Genomic DNA, 17686 nt, shown 5'->3' with positions numbered 1-17686 from the left:
GGGGCTACTGGAGTCCGATGGCCGGGTCGATGAACTCGTTGGTGACGATGTCGTCGGCCGAGATGCCCTCGGGGACGGTCTCGCCGTAGCCCTCGAAGATCGGGAGGACCGCCGCGATGACGCGGTCGACGCGCTCGGTGTCGAAGTTCCCCAGCGTGTCGTCGGGCCCGTTGGCGACGATGCCCTCGGCGAGCTGGACCTCCACCGAGTCGGCGTTGCCCTCCAAGGTGATCGGGGGCCCGTCGGGGATGGTCTCGGCGATGCGGAGGATGGCCTCGTTGACGGGCTCGGGGTCGTTCACGTAGTCGATCTGGGCCTGCTGGAGCATCGGCACCAGCTCGGTCAGGCACGGCGCGAGCTCGTCGAGCTCGCCGGAGCGGACCGACCAGGCGTGCTGGTAGATCTCGTACCCGGCGTCGTCGACCAGAAGATAGTCGGTGGGCTTCATCCAGCCCTCGACGTCGTGCTCCCAGCGGTACGGCTCGTTCGACACGTAGCCCTGCTGCATGACGCGGCCGCCTTCGGCGACGAAGCGGCTGGGGGTGCCGTCGAAGGAGGCGTCGGCCTGCGACGGATCGACGTACCCCTGGGCGATGAGGTAGTCCATGAAGACCTTGCCCTCGGTGTAGACGATCGGAGCACCGGTGGCCTTCACGTCGTCCCAGGAGTCGATGTCGTAGGTGGCGGGGTCGAACATGACGATCTGCGGCGTCCGCTCCAGCGATGCGAACACGCCGGTGACCGGGAACTCCGCGTTCGCGCGCACCGCGTCGTCGGTGGGCACGAACCCGAGGGTGATCGAGGTGTCCTGGTACATCTGCGCGGGCACCGGCTGGCCGCCGAGGAACGGGCCGCCGAGGCGGACCTCGACGTTGACGCCCGTGTCGCCGAGCGGGCCGGTGTAGGCGCCCTGCTCGACGTCGACGGTCCCGTCGGGGCCGACGAGCTGGAACGCGGCGGCGCGCTCGGGCGTGGCGAACCAGTCGGTCTGGATGACGATCGTGGAGGGGCAGATGTCGGCGAGGACGCCTTCACCGGTCGGGGCGGGCACGTCGGTGGCGGTGGCGGTGCAGGCGGCGAGGAGGCTCGCGCCGGTGAGGGCCGCCGCCGCGGCGGTGAGCCGGCGCCGCATGGGTGCGTGGTGCATGGGTGTCTCCAAAGGGGATGGTGAGGGTTATCGCTTGCCGTGCAGGCGGTCGACGCGTCCGGCGAGGAGGTCGAACGCCCAGAACAGGCACAGGCCGACGAGCGAGGACAGCAGGAGCGCGGTGAGCAGCTCCTCGGTGGCGAGGCGCTGGCGGTAGACGTCGATCATGCGGCCGATGCCCGGGACGCCTTGGCGGAAGAAGAAGTCCGCGACGATCGAGCCGATGATCGCCTGGCCGCCGGAGATCTTGAACCCGGAGATCATCGCGGGCAGGGCGGCCGGGAGCTGGAGCTTCCACAGGCGCTGGAGGCGGGTCGCGCCATGGAGGGTGAACAGGTCGTGCTCGGCCGGGGCGACGGACTTGAGGCCGAACAGGGTGTTCGTGACGACCGGGAACAGCGAGACCATGACGCAGACGATCACGCGCGACCCGAACTCGTACCCGAACCAGAACCCGAACAGCGGGACCACCGCGAGGATGGGGATCGTCTGGAGGACCACCGCGTAGGGGTAGAGCGAGAACTCGGCCCAGCGGGCCTGGCTCATGACGACGGCGACGAGCACGCCGAGGACGATCGCGATCGCCAGGCCGCACAGCGCGACCTGGACGGTGTTCCACAGGGCCGTGAGGATCTCGGTGCGCGCCACCGGGTCCAGGAGGCCCTCGGCGACCACGGCCTCGGGGGGCGGCAGGAGGAACCGGGAGGCCTCGGGCACGAGCAGGTGGCTGGAGGCGGCCCACGCGGCGATCACGAGGACGAACACGGCGACCGGCGCGAGGACGCGGAGCGGCGCGGGCCGGCGGCGGGGCCGCTTCGCCTGCGGCGCTTCAGTATCGGCGGGGGCTTCGAGGACCGCGGTCATGCCGGCACCTCCTGCTCGGCGCCGCGCAGGGCGGCCGAGACCTCGGAGGCGAGGGCCGCGAACTCGGCGGTGTAGCGCAGTTCGGGGTCGCGCGGGAAGGGGAACGGGACGGGGAGGTCGGCGGCGACCTCGCCGGGCTGGCCGCGCAGGACCACCACGCGGGTGGACATGAACACCGACTCGGGCACGGAGTGGGTGACGAACACCCCGGCGAAGCCGTCGCGTGCGAACAGGTTCCCGACCTCGGCGTTCAGGTGCTGGCGGGTGATCTCGTCGAGCGCGCCGAACGGCTCGTCGAACAGGAACAGCTCGGGGCGCATCGTGAGCGCGCGGGCGATGGAGGCGCGCATGCGCATCCCGCCGGACAGCTGCGAGGGGCGGTGCTTCGCGAAGGCGGCCAGGCCGACCCGCTCGATCGCGTCGCGGGCAGCTTCGCGCCGCTCGGCTTTCGGGACGCCGGCGAGTTCGGCGGGAAGCTCGACATTGCGGGCGACGGTGCGCCACGGCAGGAGCGTGGCCTCCTGGAAGACGTAGCCGAGGCGGCCGGCGCCGACCTCGACCGATCCGCCGGTGGCCGTCTCGAACCCGGCGGCGAGCCGGAGCATCGTGGACTTGCCGCAGCCGGAGGGGCCGACGAGCGAGACGAACTCGCCGGGGCGGATCTCCAGATCGACGTCGTGGAGCGCGCGGGTGCCGTTCGCGAAGGTCAGGGAGGTCCCGCGGAAGGCGAGGGCCGGGTCGATGCTCATCGCGACCGCCTGGAGCGGTCGTATACATGACCCGGCCCGGGCCTTGTTTCGGAGGTGAGCCGTGCGTTCATGGCTCAAGTTCTACCGGTATACCATTGCAGGTTCCGGTCCGGAGGATTACACGGGTATTTCGTATACGATCAGTCGGTGAAGACGCCGTCGTGCGCGACGACCGCGCCGCGCTTGACGACGAGTCGGCGCGGCGGCACGCTGACCACGGCTTCCGCTGGGGCCGAAGCGGTCACGGCGAACAGGTCCGCATTGCATCCGACGGCGAGCCCGTAGCCGTCGAGGCCGAGGACGGCCGCGCCGCCGTGCGTCCCGGCCGCGAGCGCGAGCTCGATCTCCGGGTCGGACATGAGCCGGTCGCGGAAGGACACCTGGTTGATCCGGCGGAGCATGTCGCCGTCGCCGTACGGGGTCCACAGGTCGCGGATGCCGTCGTTGCCGATCGCGAGCCGCGCGCCGGTCTCGGCCATGAGGCGGACCGGGACCACGGGCGCGCCGCCGACGGCGCAGGTGATCATGGCGACCCCGGCGTCGGCGAGGGCCTCGGCGATGCGCCGCTGGTGGTCGGGTTCGAGGCCGCCCATGGCGTACGCGTGGCTGATGGCGACGCGCCCGGCCATGCCGAGGGCCTTGGTGCGCTCGATGATGAGCTCGTACTCCCACGCGCCGAGGAGTCCCTGGTCGTGAAGGTGGACGTCGATCTTCGCGCCGTGGCGCTCGGCGAGGTCGAAGAGGAGGTCGAGCTGGCCCGCGGGGTCGCGGTCGAACCCGGCGGGGTCGAGGCCGCCCACGGTGCCGACGCCGTCGGCGAGCGCTGCCTCCAGGAGCGCGGGCACGCCGGGGCGCGTCAGCAGGCCGCCTTGGGGGAACGCGACGAGTTCGACGTCCACGCGGCCGGCGAGGCGGGCCGCGGCCTCGCGGACCGCCGCGACGCCGCCGAGGCCCACCTCGGGGTCGATGTCGATGTGGCTGCGCACGAAGGAGGTCCCGGCGGCGACCATGGCGCGCAGGAGGTTCGCGGCGTAGTCGGCGCTGGGGATGCCGAGTTCGGCGCGGCGGCCCTCGCCGTTGCGGATGCGGCCTTCGAGCGTGCGGCCGCCGGTGTTGGGGGTCCAGGGGCCGCCGAACATGGTCTTGTCGAGGTGGCAGTGGGCGTCGACGAGGCCGGGGAGGACGATCGCGCCTTCGAGGTCGATCACCTGGGGCGCTTCGAGATCGAGGTCCGGGCCGACCGCGGCGATGCGGCCGTCGGTGATCGCGATGTCTGCGAGGTCAAGGGGGAGGCCGGGGGTCCAGGGGCGGCCGTTCCTGAGGAGGAGGTCGGTCATGGGGGTCCTTTCGGTCAGGTGAGGATCATCGCGGCCCCGGCGGCGGTGCCGAACGCGATGACGACGACGCGGAAGACGATCGGCCGGAGGCGGTCGGCGAGCCGGGCGCCCGCGAAGCCGCCGAGGAGGCACGCGGGCGCGAGGACGAGGACGGCGAGCCAGTCGACCGGGCCGAAGAGGGAGACCGAGAGCATCGCGGCGGTCCCGGTGGTGAGCGCCAGGAGCGCCTTGAGGCCGTTGAGGCGGCCGATGACGGCGTCGATGCCGAGGGCGAGCGCGGTGAGGAACACGATCCCCATGCCGCCGTTGAAGTACGCGCCGTAGACGCCGCCGAGGAAGACGCCCGCGTAGAGCAGGGGCGCGGAGGGGCCGCCGCCGCGGGCGGCGAGGCGCCTGGTGATGAGCGGCTGGGCCGCGAACAGGGCGGTCGCCGACAGGATCAGGTACGGGACGAGCGCGGTGAAGACCTCCGGCGGGGCGGCGAGGAGGGCGACGGTGCCGCCGACCGCGCCGACGGCCGCGATCGCGACGAGGCGCGGGAGGACCTGGCGGAACCCGGAGAGGTGCCCCCGGAGGGCGAAGGCGTTGCCGGCGTAGCCGGGCCACACGGACACGGCGTTGGTGACGGTGGCCGGGACGGGCGGGAGCCCGATCGCGAGCAGCGCCGGGAACGTCAGGAGGCTGCCGCCTCCGGCGATGGCGTTGCACAGGCCCGCGCCGAATCCGGCGGCGACGAGCAGGGCGAGGTGCTGAGGGTCCATGGGTTCCTTCCGGGAGCGGCGGAACCCATCGTATACAACTGTTCGCGAGGATGCTTCTAGGGCGTTCAGGGGGTAGAGGTGGACGGCCGTCCCCAGCCCCCACCCTCCCAGAGGGGACCGTAGCGCCCAGGTTTGCGCGGGGGTGCGACAGAAACGGCCCCTCAGGCCGGAATGTCACCCGATCGGGCGCGCCTGCGGTAGGCGGTGGTGGCCCGCACGATGTGCCGGCCGAGGAGGGCCGAGGCGCGGTCGGCGTCCCCGGCGGACAGGGCCGCGAGGATCTCCTCGTGCTCGCGCCAGGAGTCCTCGGCGCGGAGGGTCAGGCCGACCGCGTAGACCCAGGCGATCTTCTGGCTGAGCTGGCGGATCATCTGGCCGAGGACCTCCGAGCCGGAGGCCTCGGCGATCACCTCGTGGAAGCGGGAGTTCAGGCGCGGGACCTCTTCTAGGCGGCCCTCGCGGACCGCGTCCCAGCCGAGGTTCACCAGCTCCTTGAGGCGCCCGAGCTGCTCGGGGGTGCGGTTGCGGGCGGCGCGCGCGGCGCACATCGGCTCGATCACCGAGCGCAGCTCCAGCAGGTCCTCGGCCTCGGCCTCGCTCAGCTCCTTCACGAAGACCCCGACATAGGGCTTGGCCTCGACGAACCCTTCCGCTTCGAGGACGCGCAGGGCCTCGCGGACGGGCACGCGGGAGACGCCGTAGCGCGCCGCGAGGGCCTCCTCGGTGAGCCGCTCGCCGGGGGCGAACACGCCCCGGATGATGTCCTCGCGGACGGCGCGGACCGCCTCCTGCGGCGCGCGGCGCGGCCCCTTGTCCCCAGCCATGAGATCCTCCACTACGATCAGGCCACCATTGTCGTATACATCCCCTCGCCCCTGGAACGCGGTGCCGCCCATGACGCTCCTCCAGCCGCTCGCCGACTACGACGGCGCCGACCACTACCTGCCGTCCCGGCCCGACACGGTCCAGTGGGGGCGCCTCCCGAACGCCGCCGCCGCTCCGGTCCTGAAGGTCCGGTCCGGCGACACGGTCTGCTTCGACACCGTCAGTCATGAAGGGCTCCTTGAAGACCAGGGCGGGGACCCGGCGGCGTTCTTCGGCGCCAACGGGATCGGCGAAGTGCTCCAGGACGCGGCGCGGATCGCCCGCGAGTGCGTGCGGGAACCGGACGCCGGGCCGCACGTCGTCACCGGGCCGGTGCAGGTCGCCGGGGCCGAACCCGGCGACGTCCTCGAAGTGGAAGTGCTGCAACTGGAGCGGCGGGCCCCGTACGGGGTGGTCTCCAACCGGCACGGCCGCGGCGCGCTCCCCGGGGAGTACCCGCAGGAGGAGGGGACCGTCAGCACCGTCGCCACGGTCGACGACCGCGGGCGCGGCGTCCTCCCCGTCGGCGACGGCAGGTCGCTGCGGTTCCCGCTCGCGCCGTTCCTCGGGATCATGGGCACCGCGCCCGCCACGGAGGCGCCGGTCCACTCGGTGCCGCCGGGCCCGCACGGCGGGAACCTCGACATCCGGCTCCTCGGACCCGGCGCGAAGCTGTACCTGCCGGTGGCCGTGCCCGGCGCCTCGTTCTACACCGGCGACCCGCACTTCTCGCAGGGCGACGGGGAGGTCGCGCTCACCGCGTTCGAGGCGCCGCTGCGCGCCACCCTGCGGTTGACGGTGCACTCGGACCCGGCGGTGAGGAGACTCGCCGCCGCCCTTGGCGGCCCGTACGCCGAGACCGGGGAACACTGGATCACGACGGGACTCGACGAGGACCTCGACGAAGCGGTCCGCAAAGCCGTGCGCGCGTCCCTGGTGTTCCTGCGGGAGCGCCACGGCGTCCCCGGGCCCGTCGCGCTCGCGTACCTGAGCGCGGCCGTCGACGTGCGGATCTCGCAGGTCGTCGACCTCGTCAAAGGCGCCCACGTCACGCTGCCCAAGGAGTTGGATCTTGACTGACCCGTTCATCGCCCTCGTGGACGACACCGGAGGACCTGGGCCGCTCGAAGGGCTCCGGCTCGCCGTCAAGGACCTGTTCGATCTGGCCGGGACGCCTACGGGCGCAGGCAATCCGCGGTGGCTGGAGACGCACGTGCCGCCGGAGGAGGACGCGGAGGCCGTCGCGCGGCTGCGCGCGGCGGGCGCAAGGGTCGTGGGGAAGACGATCACCGACGAGCTCGCGTGGAGCCTGAACGGCTCGAACTTCCACTACGGGGTCCCCGAGAACCCGGCCGCGCCCGGGCGCGTGCCGGGCGGGTCGTCGTCGGGGTCGGCGTCGGCGGTCGCGCTGGGGCTGGCGGACATCGGGCTCGGCACGGACACCGGCGGGTCGATCCGGGTGCCCGCGTCGTACTGCGGGCTGTGGGGGCTGCGGCCGACGCATGAACGCGTGAGTCTGCAAGGGGCCGTGCCGCTCGCGCCGACGTTCGACACCGCGGGCGTGCTCACGAGGGACGCGCACACGCTGCGCCTGGCGATGCAGGTGCTCCTGGAGGAGCCGGTCGAGGACCACGCGCCGATCCGGAGGCTCTTGGCGCCCAGCGACATCTGGGAGGAGATCGCGCCCGCGACGCGCGCGGCCGTGATGCCGGCGGTCGAGGCGCTCGGGCTCGAAGTGGACACCGCGCCGTTCTTCGACGACCCGCAGTTCGGCCTCGTGCACGAGGCCGCGCCGAAGGTCGCGCCGCTGGAGAGCGCCAGGCGCGCGTACGCGACGCTCCAGGCGTGGGAGGCATGGCAGGCCCACGGCGCGTGGATCGAGGCGTCCCGGCCCGAGTTCGGGCCGGGCGTCAAGGCGCGCTTCGCGAACGCGGCGAAGCTCACCAGCGCCGACGTGACGCGGGCGCAGCGGGTCCGCAGCGGCGTGGTGGCGCTGGTCAGGGACCGGCTCCCCGAGGGCACCGCGCTCGCGATCCCCGCCGCGCCCGGCCCCGCGCCGCGCATCGGGGAGGAGCCCGACCGCGAGGCCATCGTGCGCTTGACGTGCATCGCCGGGCTCGCCGGTGCCCCCGGTCTCGCCCTTCCGGCCGGGCTGGTCGAGGACCTGCCCGTCGGTCTTCAGCTCGTCGCCACTCCGGGAGGCGACGAGGTCCTTCTGGCGCTTGCCGATCGGGACTGAGCCCCGCGGGGGTCCTGCCGGTTCCCCGCTGCGGCGCCGCTCCCGCCGGGGCGCCGCGGTTCAGTCCTCAGTAGACGGTGGCTAGCAGACGAGCCCCGAGCGGAAGGCCTCGGCCACCGCGTGGGCCCGGTCGCGCGCGCCGAGCTTGCGGAACATGCGCCGCGCGTGGGTCTTGACGGTGTCCTCGGAGACGAACAGGTCGCGTCCGATCTCGGCGTTGGACTTGCCCTCCGACATGCCGCGGAGGACCTGGAGCTCGCGCTCGGTCAGCTTCATCCCCTGGAGGGTCGAGCGCTGCCGCGGGACGGTCTCGGTGACGCGCTGGAGGCTCGGGGAGGCGAACATGATCGCCTGCGCGAGGGCGACCAGGAGGTCGTCGGAGTTGTTGGACGGCGTGCGGATGACGCCCCTGGCGCCCGCGGCCACGACCATCGCGGCGGTACGGGGGTCCGCCGCGCCGGACAGGAGGACCCCGGTGCGCGGGGAGCGGGCGCGGACGGTCTTGACGAACTTGACCGGGTCCGGGGCGGCGAGCGCGACGTCCACGAGCACCACGTCCACCTGGCGGCGGCCGAGTTCGAGGAACAGCTCGGGCGATCCCTCGACCGACTTGACCGCCTGCGCCAGGCCCATGCGGGTCGCGCAGGCCGAGATCTTCTGTCCGGCTTGAGGAGTCTTAACACAGACCAGTACGGTTCTCACTTTGTTCTACCTTTCGGTGCGGTAGGCCGTGCGTGTCTCTCTACATCCAGCACGCAGGCGGTCCGCCGCCATGACGCGAGTTCGCGCGAATTTTTCGAGTGACTTTTCGAGGATTCCGGGAAGAGGCGTGGACGCATGGTGTTCGGGTTCGCTGACGCGAATACCTCGACCCTGATGGGAAACTGGGGGCATGACACAGCGAAGAGGCGGACGACAGCACCGGGCCGAGTCCCGCGATTTTGGTGATCATCGTTCACATCCACCTCGCCATGACCTGTCTAACGAACTAACGGCCCTGGAAGGTACGAGTTACGGGCGATATAAATCCCTGCGTGGCAAATGGTGGACAGGTCAGGCGATTCTCGACATTTTGAAAGTCCAGTCGGATCCGTTCGCCCCGCCGAGCCGGGTCGAGCTGTCCTTCGACGCCGAGGCCGCGGACCTCCTGCCCGAGTGGCACGCCACCCCCGAGCGGCGCCGGGCCCTCGCGGTGCTCCTCGCCAAGCGCTTCAAGAAGGCCTGTCCGACAAGGGACCTGCGGATCGACGCGGGCGGCCAGGAGATCCTGCGGCGGGCGTCGTGCCAGGTCGGGGAGGACGGCTCGGTCGTGTTCCGCCTCGGCGCGCAGTTCCCCGGGCACGGGCGGCGCATCGCCGGGCGGCAGGCCGCGCGGCTGCTGTGCGAGGACCTGCCGGACGCGGCGGACGACGCGCTCGCCGTCGGCGAGGAGGAGGCGGGCGTGTGGACGCGTCACGCCGATGACGTTGCGGCCCTGCGGAAGCAGGTGTCGGATTCCGGACTCGTGGCGTTCGTCGCCGACGGGTCGATGCTCGCGCGCAGGTCCGGAGTGGACGACCGGCCGATGGAGTCCGGGGTGCCGTTCCGGTCCCCCGACTCGCTCGCGGTCGAGGTGGAGCTGCCGCACGCGGGGACGGTGCGCGGCATGGGGATCGCGCCGGGCGTGACGCTCATCGTCGGCGGCGGCTTCCACGGGAAGTCGACCCTGCTGCGGGCCTTGGAGTCCGGGGTGTGGGACCACGTCCCCGGCGACGGGCGCGACCTCGTCGTCGCCGATCGGTCGACGGTGAAGGTCCGGGCCGAGGACGGGCGCGCGGTCACCGGCGTCGACGTCCACGCGTTCGTCGACCACCTGCCTTCGGGGGACGACACGCGGCGCTTCTCGACCGAGAACGCCTCCGGGTCCACCTCGCAGGCCGCCGCGATCGTCGAGTCGCTCGAAGCCGGTGCGCGCGTGCTGCTCATCGACGAGGACACGGCCGCGACGAACCTCATGATCCGCGACGCGCGCATGCAGGAGCTCGTGGCGAAGGACCGCGAGCCGCTCACGCCGCTCGTCGACGTGGTGCGGTCGATGGCCGACGAGCACGGCGTCGCGGTGGTCCTGGTCATGGGCGGGTCCGGCGACTACATGGACGTCGCCGACCGGGTCGTGCTCATGGACGCGTACGTCCCCGAGGACGTCACCGAGCGCGCGAAGGCATTGGCGGCCAAGCCGACCGGGCGGCGCGTCGAAGCGGAGGGGTTCCGGATGCCGCGCTCGCGCGTGATCGACGCGCGGTCGGTGTCCTCGGAGTCGCGCGGGAAGCAGAAGATCCGCGCCGACGACACCGACGGGCTGCGGTTCGGGGAGTCCGAGATCGACGTGCGCGCCGTCGAGCAGATCACCGACCACTCGATGACCGCCGGGATCGGGTACGCGATCGAGGCCGCGGTGCGGCAGGGCTGGATCGACGGAAAGGCGACCGTGGCGGAGGCGCTGGACCGCCTGGAGGCCGCGTTGGACGCGGAGGGCCAGGAGTTGCTGCTGCGGGTGCGGGACGCGGACTTCGCGGTGCCCAGGCGGTTCGAGGTGGCCGCGGTGCTCAACCGGATGCGGGAGCTGCGGGTGCGGCAGGACGTGTAACGCCTTGAAACAGGCGTAAAAGTGCCTTCGCGGCTCCGATCCCCAAAGGCCGCGAAGGCTCTTGAACTCTATCGGTTTCCCGACAGCGGCGCGACAAACTGTCGGGATGTTGACACTTGCGGTTCCACGGGCGTCCAGAACCCCGGACCCCGCCGCCGGGCACGCGGAAGGGCCGCCGACATCGTCGGCGGCCCTTGTCGTATTCGCTTGTCGCTCAGGCGAAGCCCGGACTAGTGCGAGTGCCCGTGGCCGTGGGAGTGGCCGTGCCCGGCCTCCTCCTGCTCCTCCTCGGGCTTGTCCACGATCGTCACCTCGGTGGTGAGCGCGAGGCCCACGATCGAGGCGGCGTTCAGGACCGCGTTGCGGGTGACCTTCACCGGGTCGGGGATGCCGGCCGAGACCAGGTCCTCGTAGGTGTCGGTGGCCGCGTTCCAGCCCTCGCGCCAGCCCTTGCCCGCGACCGCGTTGACGACCACGTCGCCCGACTCGCCCGCGTTCGCGGCGATCTGGCGCAGCGGCTCCGACAGGGCCGCCTCGACGATCTTGAGGCCGATGCGGGCCTCCGGGTCGGCCAGCTCGACCTTGTCGAGGGCCGCGATCGCGTGGACCAGGGCCGCGCCGCCGCCGGCGACGATGCCCTCCTCAACCGCGGCCTTGGTCGCGTTGACGGCGTCCTCGATGCGGTGCTTGCGCTCCTTCAGCTCGACCTCGGTGGCCGCGCCGACCTGGATGACGGCGACGCCGCCGGAGAGCTTCGCGAGGCGCTCCTCCAGCTTCTCGCGGTCCCAGGACGACTCGGTCGTGGAGGCCTGCTGCTTGATCTGCGCGATCCGGGCGTCGACCTCGTCGCGCTCCCCGGCGCCGTCCACGATCGTGGTGGCGTCCTTGGAGACGGTGACGCGGCGCGCGCGGCCCAGGTGCGACAGGTCGGCCTGCTTGAGGTCGAGGCCGATCTCCGAGGAGACCACCTCGGCGCCCGTCAGGGTCGCGATGTCGCCCAGGATCGCCTTGCGGCGGTCGCCGAAGGCCGGGGCCTTGACGGCGCACACGCGCAGCGTCCCGCGCAGGGCGTTCACCGTCAGGGTCGCGAGGGCCTGGCCCTCGACGTCCTCGGCGATGATGAGCAGCGGCTTCGAGGTCTCGATGACCTTCTCCAGCACCGGCAGCAGCTCCTCGATCGAGGAGACCTTCGCGTTGGTGATGAGGATGTACGGGTCCTCGAAGACCGTCTGGCGCGAGTCCTGGTCGTTGATGAAGTTCGGGGAGATGAAGCCCTTGTCGAACTGCATGCCCTCGGTGACTTCGAGGACCGTCTCCAGGCTGGAGCCGTCCTCGACCGAGATGACGCCCTCGGCGCCGACGACGTCCATCGCCTTCGCGATGAGCTCGCCGATCTCCGGGTCCTGCGCCGACACGGCCGCGACCTGCGCGATGTGCTCGTGGTCGGAGATCTCGATGGCCTGGCGCAGCAGCTCCTCGGACACGGCGTTCGCCGCGGCCTCGATGCCCTTGCGGATCGCGATCGGGTTGCCCCCGGCCGTGACCGCCTTGATGCCCGCGCGGCTCATCTTCTGCGCCAGCACGGTCGCCGTGGTCGTGCCGTCGCCCGCGACGTCGTTCGTCTTCGTGGCGACTTCCTTGACCAGCTGCGCGCCGAGGTTGGCGTACGGGTCCGCGAGCTCGATCTCCTTGGCGATCGTCACGCCGTCGTTGGTGATCAGCGGCGCACCGAAGGAGCGCTGGAGGACCACGTTGCGGCCCTTCGGACCCAGCGTGACCTTCACGGTGTCGGCGAGGTGGTCGATGCCGTGCAGCAGGTTCTGCCGCGCGTCCTCGGCGAAGTTGAGAATCTTCGGCATTGGTTCCCTTTCCTAGGAACGCGGACGGGCCCTCTGGCGAGGGCCCGGGGCGCGTTCTACTGCTCGACGACCGCGAGGACGTCGCGCGAGGACAGGACGAGGTACTCCTCGCCGTTGTACTTGACCTCGGTGCCGCCGTACTTGGAGTAGATGACCACGTCGCCGACCTTGACATCGATCGGGAGGCGGTTGCCCTTGTCGTCGAAGGCGCCCGGGCCCACGGCGAGGACGGTGCCCTCCTGGGGCTTCTCCTTGGCCGTGTCCGGGATGACGATGCCGGAAGCGGTGGTGGTCTCGGCCTCGTTCGCCTGGACCACGATGCGGTCGCCCAGCGGCTTGATGGCAGCCTTGCTCACTTGGTTTCTCCAAACGCGTGTTCACTACGGATGTCCGCCACGACAGCGCGGGTCTCGTCGTCGCGGGTGCCGAGGCACCGGCCCGTGGCTGGCACTCTCTCGGCGAGAGTGCCAAGGCGATCATAGCGCTTAGCAATCTCGCCCTGCGAGTGCTAAGGCCGACGTTAGTTCGTGCAGGTGGGGGCGTCAACACCGGGTCTCGCACGTCATACCATTGACTTGTGGAACCGAGCCTGCCCGAAGCCCTCCTGACCGACCCCGGGCTCCAGGCCCGCGCCGCCAAGGCCCTCGCGCACGACGGCGACCGCGCCCCGCTCACCCTCCGCAAAGCCGGCGTCGAACCAGCCCTCGCCGCCGCGGCCCTGACCCTCGCCGACCTCCGCCGCCACGCCCGCCCGAAGTTCGGCGACCTCGCGGACCGCCTCTACTTCACCCGGGCGGGCCTGGAGCAGGCCACGCGCTGGCCGGTGGCGGTGCGCCGGGCGGCCCGCTTCGCGGCGTCCGCCGGTGAGGTCACCGACCTGTGCTGCGGCCTGGGCACCGAAGCCTTGGCCTTCGCGCAGGCGGGCTTGGAGGTCGAAGCGATCGAACTAGACCAGGCAACTGCGGACTACGCGAAGGCGAACACCGAAGCCCTCGATCTGCCGGTCCGGGTGACCGTGGCCGACGCCCTCCAAACCCCCCTCGCCGAATCCGCCTTCGCGGACCCGGCCCGCCGCTCCGGCGGCACCCGCAACTTCAACCCCGCCGACTACTCGCCGTCGCTGGACCCCCTCCTCACCCGCCTCCGCACCACCCGCTTCGCCGCCGTGAAACTCGGCCCCGGCATCTCCCACGACTGGATCCCCGAAGGCGCCGAAGCCGAATGGGTCTCGGTCGACCGCGACGTCGTCGAGGCCTGCCTATGGCTGGGAGAAGCCGCCCAGACCCCCCGCCGGGCGAGCCTCCTGAAATCCGGGACGTGGCACGAACTGACAGGCACCGGCCAGGAACGAGCCGAGGTAGGCGCAGTGGCCGACTACCTCTACGAGCCCGACGGAGCCGTCATCCGGGCGGGCCTGATAGCCGAACTGGCGGAAGACCTCAACGCCCACATGGGAAGCGAGGACATCGCCTACCTCTACGGCGACACGCTCACCGAAACCCCGTTCGCGAGGGTCTGGAAAGTGGAGGAGGTCTGGCCCCTCCACCCCAAGAAACTCAAACCCCTCCTCGCCGAACGAGGAATAGGCCGCCTCACCATCAAGCAACGGGGCACCGGCATCGACCCGGCAACCCTCAGAAAGCAACTCAAACTCAAAGGCCCCGAAGAAGCCACCCTCGTAGCAACCCGCCTCGCAGGCGCCCACGTGGCAATCCTCTGCTCCGAGGCCTAGGCGGCGGCGAACGGCTTGATCTGGCGGAGGTCGTTGGCGAGGCGGTCGCGTTCGATTTCGAGGTCGTAGCGGTTCTGGAGGTTCATCCAGAACCGGTCCGAGGTGCCGAAGTATCGCGCCAGCCGCAAGGCCGTGTCAGCGCTGATGCGGCGCTTGCCGTGCACGATCTCGTTGATCCGCCGCGCCGGGACCGAAATCGCGAGCGCAAGCCGGTACTGGGACACCCCCAGCGGCTCCAAGAACTCCTCGGCCAGGATCTCCCCCGGGTGTATCGGTGGCATCAACGCTTCCATCGGCCTCCCCTTCCCGTGCCTCGTCCACCTCAATCTAGTGATAGTCAACGATCTCAACCCCCTCCGGGCCCGCATCGGTCCAGCGGAAGCACAACCGCCACTGCTGGTTGACCCGGATACTGTGCTGCCCCTCCCGATCGCCCTTCAACTTCTCAAGGTGATTCCCGGGCGGAACCCGGAGGTCCTCGATCGTTTCAGCCGCGTCGAGGATCAGCAGCTTCTTTCGCGCAGACCGCTGTGTGGCGTCGTTGAACTTCTTCGATCGCTTCCTCTCCCAGATCCGCTCGGCTTCCTTGTCGGCGAATGATCTAAGCACGCCCAATAGTAACGCATCGCGTTAATAACGTCTAGCGTTCATAGTCGGCGTGTCGCCAGAGCCGGTCGCGGGCTATTCGGGGTGGTCGAGTTTGTAGCGGAGGTTGGCGTCTTTTTGGGCGACCATTCGTTCGAGGTCGACTTGGAAGGTCTCCATCTTGGTGCGGAGGGCGGGGTCGGCGGCGGCGAGGATTCGAATGGCGAGGAGGCCGGCGTTGCGGGCTCCGGCGATGGAGACGGTGGCGACGGGGATGCCCGCGGGCATCTGGACGATCGAGAGGAGGGAGTCCATGCCGTCGAGGTGCTTGAGGGGCACGGGGACGCCGATGACCGGCAGAGGCGTTGCGGAGGCGACCATGCCGGGGAGGTGGGCGGCGCCGCCCGCGCCCGCGATGATCGCTTGGAGGCCGCGGCCGGCCGCGGAGTCGGCGTAGCTGAGCATGCCGTGGGGGGTGCGGTGGGCGGAGACCACGCGGACCTCGTAGGGGACGCCGAACTCGTCGAGGACGGCGGCGGCCGCCTCCATGACGGGCCAGTCGGAGTCCGACCCCATGATGACGCCGACGCGGGGCTGCTGTTCAGTCATTACTCGCCTTCCTGGAGCCGTTTGGCGGCGCGCAGGGCGCGGCGCCGCAGGAGGTCGGGGTCGTCGCCGCGGACGGTGACGTGGCCGATCTTGCGGCCGGGCCGGACCGCCTTGCCGTAGAGGTGGACGTGCGCGCCCGGGTCGTCGGCGAGGAGGTGCTGGAGCCGCTCGTCGAGGCGCGGGCCGCCGGGGGCGCCGCCGAGGACGTTCGCCATCACCGTGTACGGCGCGACTGCAGCGGTGGAGCCGAGCGGGTAGTCGAGGACGGCGCGCAGGTGCTGCTCGAACTGGCTGGTCTCAGCGCCTTCGATGGTCCAGTGGCCGGAGTTGTGGGCGCGCATCGCGAGCTCGTTGATGAACAGGCCCTTGGAGGTCTGGAAGAGCTCGACGGCGAGCATGCCGACCACGCCGAGCTCGCGGGCGACCGTCTCGCCGATCTCCTTCGCCTGCGCCGCGACGGCGGGGTCGAGGTGCGGCGCCGGGGCGATGACCTCGGTGCAGATGCCGCCGGTCTGGACGGTCTCGACGACGGGGTAGGCGGCGGTCTCGCCGCGCGGGGAGCGGGCGACCTGGATCGCGAGTTCGCGCTGGAGTGGCATGCGCTCCTCGGCGATGAGGCGGATGCCGGAGGCGAGGACGGCCTGCGCGTCGCCGGGCGCCTCGATCATCCACACGCCCTTGCCGTCGTAGCCCCCGGTCGCGGCCTTGAGGACGCAGGGGAGGCCGAAGGCCTCGACGTCGGAGATGGAGTCGACGGGGGCCCAGCGCGGCTGCGGGAGGCCGAGTTCGGCCATGCGGGTGCGCATGGCGTGCTTGTCCTGGGCGTAGAGGAGGGCCTCGGGGCGGGGCTGGACGTCGACGCCTTCGGCGGTCAGGGCGCGGAGGGCCTCCTGCGGAACGTGCTCGTGGTCGAAGGTGACCACGGTGCAGCCCTTGGCGAAGCCGCGGAGGTCCTCGACGTCGCGGTAGTCGCCGAGCACGGTCGCGGGCGAGACGACGGCGGCGCTCTCGGCCGGGTCGCCCGCGAGGACCTTGAGGGTCTGGCCGAGGGCGATGGCGGCCTGGTGGGTCATGCGCGCCAGCTGGCCGGCTCCGATCATGCCCACGGTCGGGAGTTGGGTCGCTGCATCCACGGCGAGAGCCTATCCCGACCCGAAATACGAGGAGTTCCGATCGATAACGGGCGTGACCTGCGCCCTTGGCGCAGCTTGCAAGCCATAAATTTGCATTGTCAGCCGGTCATGGGATGTTCTGCGACTTCGAGGAGTTGGTCCGGGGCTACGCCGAGCGCATCGCAGAGCGCCATGATGGTGAAGAACGCCGGTGTGGCGATGCGGCCGGTCTCGATCTTGCGCAGCGTCTCCGGGGAGATCCCGGCCTCGGCGGCGACGTCGGGGAGGCTGCGCGGGCCGCGGGCCGCGCGCAGCGCCCGGCCGAGGGCGCGGCCGCGGTCGTGCTCTTCGGGCCTCAGCGGCGGTCGGATCATACCGGTATTATAGTACCGGTATACAAATACCGGAACCCTATGGAAGGCCGACGATGATCGAGCTGTACTCCCCCGCCGAGATCGAAGCGATGCGCCCGGCGGGCCGCTTCGTGGCCGCCACGCTCTCGGAACTGGCGCGCACCGCCGAAGTCGGCATGAACCTCCTGGACCTCGACGACCTCGTGGCCCGCCGGATCAAGGAGGCCGGGGCGGTCTCCTGCTACGTGGACTACCACCCCTCGTTCGGCGGCAGCCCGTTCGGGAAGGTCCTGTGCACCTCCGTCAACGACGCGGTCCTGCACGGCCTCCCCCACGACTACAAGCTCAAGGACGGCGACCTGGTGAGCTTCGACTTCGCCGCGGAAGTCGAGGGCTGGGTGGCCGACTCGGCGCTGTCGGTCGTGGTCGGCAAGGCGAGGGACGAGGACCTGCGGCTCATCGACACCACCACCCGCGCACTCGAAGCGGGCATCGGCGCCGCGGTCGCCGGGAACAAGATCGGGGACATCGGCCACGCCATCGCCACCGTGGCGCGCGGCGACGGCCTCGGCGTGAACACCCAGTTCGGCGGGCACGGCGTGGGCCGGACCATGCACGGCGACCCGCACGTGCCCAACGACGGCCGCCCGGGCCGGGGCATGAAGCTGCGGCCGGGCCTGGTCATCGCGATCGAGCCGTGGTTCCTCCAGACCACCGACGAGATCGTCTACGACCCCGACGGGTGGACGCTGCGCAGCGCCGACGGCTCCCGCGGCGCGCACATGGAGCACACCGTGGCGATCACCGAGGACGGGCCGATCATTCTCACGGCCCGCGACTAGGACGGGA

Annotated in this window: 19 protein-coding genes; 5 read left to right on the top strand and 14 right to left on the bottom strand. The window is 71.2% G+C overall.

Features of this window, described 5'->3' with window-relative positions:
- Window positions 1–4: 4 nt before the first annotated feature.
- The 6 genes from WA640_RS19425 to WA640_RS19400 all read right to left on the bottom strand — a co-directional run bounded on the left by WA640_RS19425 (window position 5) and on the right by WA640_RS19400 (window position 5682).
- Window positions 5–1147 carry a hypothetical protein gene (locus tag WA640_RS19425; RefSeq protein ID WP_335989805.1) on the bottom strand — a complete coding sequence of 381 codons (1143 nt, stop codon included), beginning with the start codon at window positions 1145–1147 and terminating at the stop codon, window positions 5–7.
- Window positions 1148–1174: 27 nt separating this feature from the next.
- A complete protein-coding gene (locus tag WA640_RS19420; protein WP_335989803.1) occupies window positions 1175–2011 on the bottom strand; it encodes an ABC transporter permease in 837 nt (278 codons plus the stop codon).
- Window positions 2008–2760: an ABC transporter ATP-binding protein gene (locus WA640_RS19415; RefSeq protein ID WP_335989801.1), complete on the bottom strand. Its 753-nt coding sequence runs from the start codon at window positions 2758–2760 to the stop codon at window positions 2008–2010. Before WA640_RS19415 ends, WA640_RS19420 begins: the two co-directional genes overlap by 4 nt.
- Before the next feature lie 140 nt (window positions 2761–2900).
- Entirely contained in the window at window positions 2901–4097 is a 1197-nt protein-coding gene (locus WA640_RS19410) for an amidohydrolase (RefSeq protein WP_335989800.1), read from the bottom strand.
- Between the two features lie 14 nt (window positions 4098–4111).
- Window positions 4112–4858 carry a sulfite exporter TauE/SafE family protein gene (locus tag WA640_RS19405; RefSeq protein ID WP_335989799.1) on the bottom strand — a complete coding sequence of 249 codons (747 nt, stop codon included), beginning with the start codon at window positions 4856–4858 and terminating at the stop codon, window positions 4112–4114.
- 161 nt (window positions 4859–5019) lie between these two features.
- Window positions 5020–5682: a GntR family transcriptional regulator gene (locus WA640_RS19400; protein ID WP_335989798.1), complete on the bottom strand. Its 663-nt coding sequence runs from the start codon at window positions 5680–5682 to the stop codon at window positions 5020–5022.
- A 70-nt stretch (window positions 5683–5752) separates the two neighbouring features.
- Between WA640_RS19400 and WA640_RS19395 the strand changes: the two genes are divergently transcribed.
- Window positions 5753–6802 carry an acetamidase/formamidase family protein gene (locus WA640_RS19395; protein WP_335989795.1) on the top strand — a complete coding sequence of 350 codons (1050 nt, stop codon included), beginning with the start codon at window positions 5753–5755 and terminating at the stop codon, window positions 6800–6802.
- The gene (locus WA640_RS19390) at window positions 6795–7961 is read left to right on the top strand and encodes an amidase (RefSeq protein ID WP_335989793.1); all 1167 of its coding nucleotides are present in this window, start codon (window positions 6795–6797) and stop codon (window positions 7959–7961) included. The genes WA640_RS19395 and WA640_RS19390 overlap by 8 nt, the downstream gene beginning before the upstream one ends.
- Window positions 7962–8042: 81 nt before the next feature.
- On the opposite strand, the gene WA640_RS19385 is transcribed toward WA640_RS19390, so the two are convergent.
- Entirely contained in the window at window positions 8043–8663 is a 621-nt protein-coding gene (locus tag WA640_RS19385; RefSeq protein ID WP_091052314.1) for a helix-turn-helix transcriptional regulator, read from the bottom strand.
- Window positions 8664–8853: 190 nt separating this feature from the next.
- Between WA640_RS19385 and WA640_RS19380 the strand changes: the two genes are divergently transcribed.
- Window positions 8854–10587, top strand: a complete 1734-nt coding sequence (locus WA640_RS19380; protein ID WP_335989787.1) for an ABC-ATPase domain-containing protein — start codon at window positions 8854–8856, stop codon at window positions 10585–10587.
- A gap of 230 nt (window positions 10588–10817) precedes the next feature.
- Here WA640_RS19380 and groL read toward each other — a convergent pair whose 3' ends face one another.
- Together groL and groES are read right to left on the bottom strand one after the other, a co-directional pair.
- Window positions 10818–12446, bottom strand: a complete 1629-nt coding sequence (groL, locus tag WA640_RS19375) for a chaperonin GroEL (RefSeq protein WP_335989784.1) — start codon at window positions 12444–12446, stop codon at window positions 10818–10820.
- 56 nt (window positions 12447–12502) lie between these two features.
- On the bottom strand, window positions 12503–12802 hold the full coding sequence (groES, locus tag WA640_RS19370) for a co-chaperone GroES (RefSeq protein WP_106363304.1): 300 nt from the start codon (window positions 12800–12802) through the stop codon (window positions 12503–12505).
- 221 nt (window positions 12803–13023) lie between these two features.
- On the opposite strand from groES, the gene WA640_RS19365 reads away from it, so the two are divergent.
- Window positions 13024–14178 (top strand): class I SAM-dependent methyltransferase, encoded by a 1155-nt coding sequence (locus WA640_RS19365; protein ID WP_335989779.1) that lies wholly within the window; start codon window positions 13024–13026, stop codon window positions 14176–14178.
- Here the strand turns inward: WA640_RS19365 and WA640_RS19360 are convergent.
- From WA640_RS19360 to WA640_RS19340, 5 genes are all read right to left on the bottom strand, one after another.
- Window positions 14175–14459 (bottom strand): HigA family addiction module antitoxin, encoded by a 285-nt coding sequence (locus WA640_RS19360; protein WP_335989777.1) that lies wholly within the window; start codon window positions 14457–14459, stop codon window positions 14175–14177. The two genes, WA640_RS19365 and WA640_RS19360, sit on opposite strands and share 4 nt — an antisense overlap.
- A gap of 46 nt (window positions 14460–14505) precedes the next feature.
- On the bottom strand, window positions 14506–14787 hold the full coding sequence (locus tag WA640_RS19355) for a type II toxin-antitoxin system RelE/ParE family toxin (protein WP_335989775.1): 282 nt from the start codon (window positions 14785–14787) through the stop codon (window positions 14506–14508).
- Window positions 14788–14859: 72 nt separating this feature from the next.
- A complete protein-coding gene (gene purE, locus WA640_RS19350) occupies window positions 14860–15372 on the bottom strand; it encodes a 5-(carboxyamino)imidazole ribonucleotide mutase (RefSeq protein ID WP_106363300.1) in 513 nt (170 codons plus the stop codon).
- Window positions 15372–16505 carry a 5-(carboxyamino)imidazole ribonucleotide synthase gene (locus WA640_RS19345; protein ID WP_335989772.1) on the bottom strand — a complete coding sequence of 378 codons (1134 nt, stop codon included), beginning with the start codon at window positions 16503–16505 and terminating at the stop codon, window positions 15372–15374. The genes purE and WA640_RS19345 overlap by 1 nt, the downstream gene beginning before the upstream one ends.
- Window positions 16506–16603: 98 nt before the next feature.
- Window positions 16604–16858 (bottom strand): helix-turn-helix domain-containing protein, encoded by a 255-nt coding sequence (locus WA640_RS19340; protein WP_106363298.1) that lies wholly within the window; start codon window positions 16856–16858, stop codon window positions 16604–16606.
- A gap of 53 nt (window positions 16859–16911) precedes the next feature.
- On the opposite strand from WA640_RS19340, the gene map reads away from it, so the two are divergent.
- Window positions 16912–17679 carry a type I methionyl aminopeptidase gene (gene map, locus WA640_RS19335; RefSeq protein ID WP_335989770.1) on the top strand — a complete coding sequence of 256 codons (768 nt, stop codon included), beginning with the start codon at window positions 16912–16914 and terminating at the stop codon, window positions 17677–17679.
- Window positions 17680–17686 lie beyond the last annotated feature (7 nt).

The sequence above is a fragment of the Glycomyces sp. MUSA5-2 genome, from assembly GCF_037034145.1.
GTDB classification, from domain to species: Bacteria; Actinomycetota; Actinomycetes; order Mycobacteriales; family Micromonosporaceae; genus Glycomyces; species Glycomyces artemisiae.
This window is presented reverse-complemented; position numbering and strand designations above follow the sequence as displayed.

Bases quoted from the DNA above. Each gene is read 5' to 3' on its own strand.
- WA640_RS19415 (WP_335989801.1), bottom strand. From the start codon at position 2,760: ATGAGCATCGACCCGGCCCTCGCCTTCCGCGGGACCTCCCTGACCTTC.
- WA640_RS19400 (WP_335989798.1), bottom strand. From the start codon at position 5,682: ATGGCTGGGGACAAGGGGCCGCGCCGCGCGCCGCAGGAGGCGGTCCGC.
- WA640_RS19405 (WP_335989799.1), bottom strand. From the start codon at position 4,858: ATGGACCCTCAGCACCTCGCCCTGCTCGTCGCCGCCGGATTCGGCGCG.
- purE (WP_106363300.1), bottom strand. From the start codon at position 15,372: ATGACTGAACAGCAGCCCCGCGTCGGCGTCATCATGGGGTCGGACTCC.
- WA640_RS19340 (WP_106363298.1), bottom strand. From the start codon at position 16,858: ATGATCCGACCGCCGCTGAGGCCCGAAGAGCACGACCGCGGCCGCGCC.
- WA640_RS19420 (WP_335989803.1), bottom strand. From the start codon at position 2,011: ATGACCGCGGTCCTCGAAGCCCCCGCCGATACTGAAGCGCCGCAGGCG.
- map (WP_335989770.1), top strand. From the start codon at position 16,912: ATGATCGAGCTGTACTCCCCCGCCGAGATCGAAGCGATGCGCCCGGCG.
- WA640_RS19395 (WP_335989795.1), top strand. From the start codon at position 5,753: ATGACGCTCCTCCAGCCGCTCGCCGACTACGACGGCGCCGACCACTAC.
- WA640_RS19380 (WP_335989787.1), top strand. From the start codon at position 8,854: ATGACACAGCGAAGAGGCGGACGACAGCACCGGGCCGAGTCCCGCGAT.
- WA640_RS19410 (WP_335989800.1), bottom strand. From the start codon at position 4,097: ATGACCGACCTCCTCCTCAGGAACGGCCGCCCCTGGACCCCCGGCCTC.
- groL (WP_335989784.1), bottom strand. From the start codon at position 12,446: ATGCCGAAGATTCTCAACTTCGCCGAGGACGCGCGGCAGAACCTGCTG.
- WA640_RS19360 (WP_335989777.1), bottom strand. From the start codon at position 14,459: ATGCCACCGATACACCCGGGGGAGATCCTGGCCGAGGAGTTCTTGGAG.
- WA640_RS19425 (WP_335989805.1), bottom strand. From the start codon at position 1,147: ATGCACCACGCACCCATGCGGCGCCGGCTCACCGCCGCGGCGGCGGCC.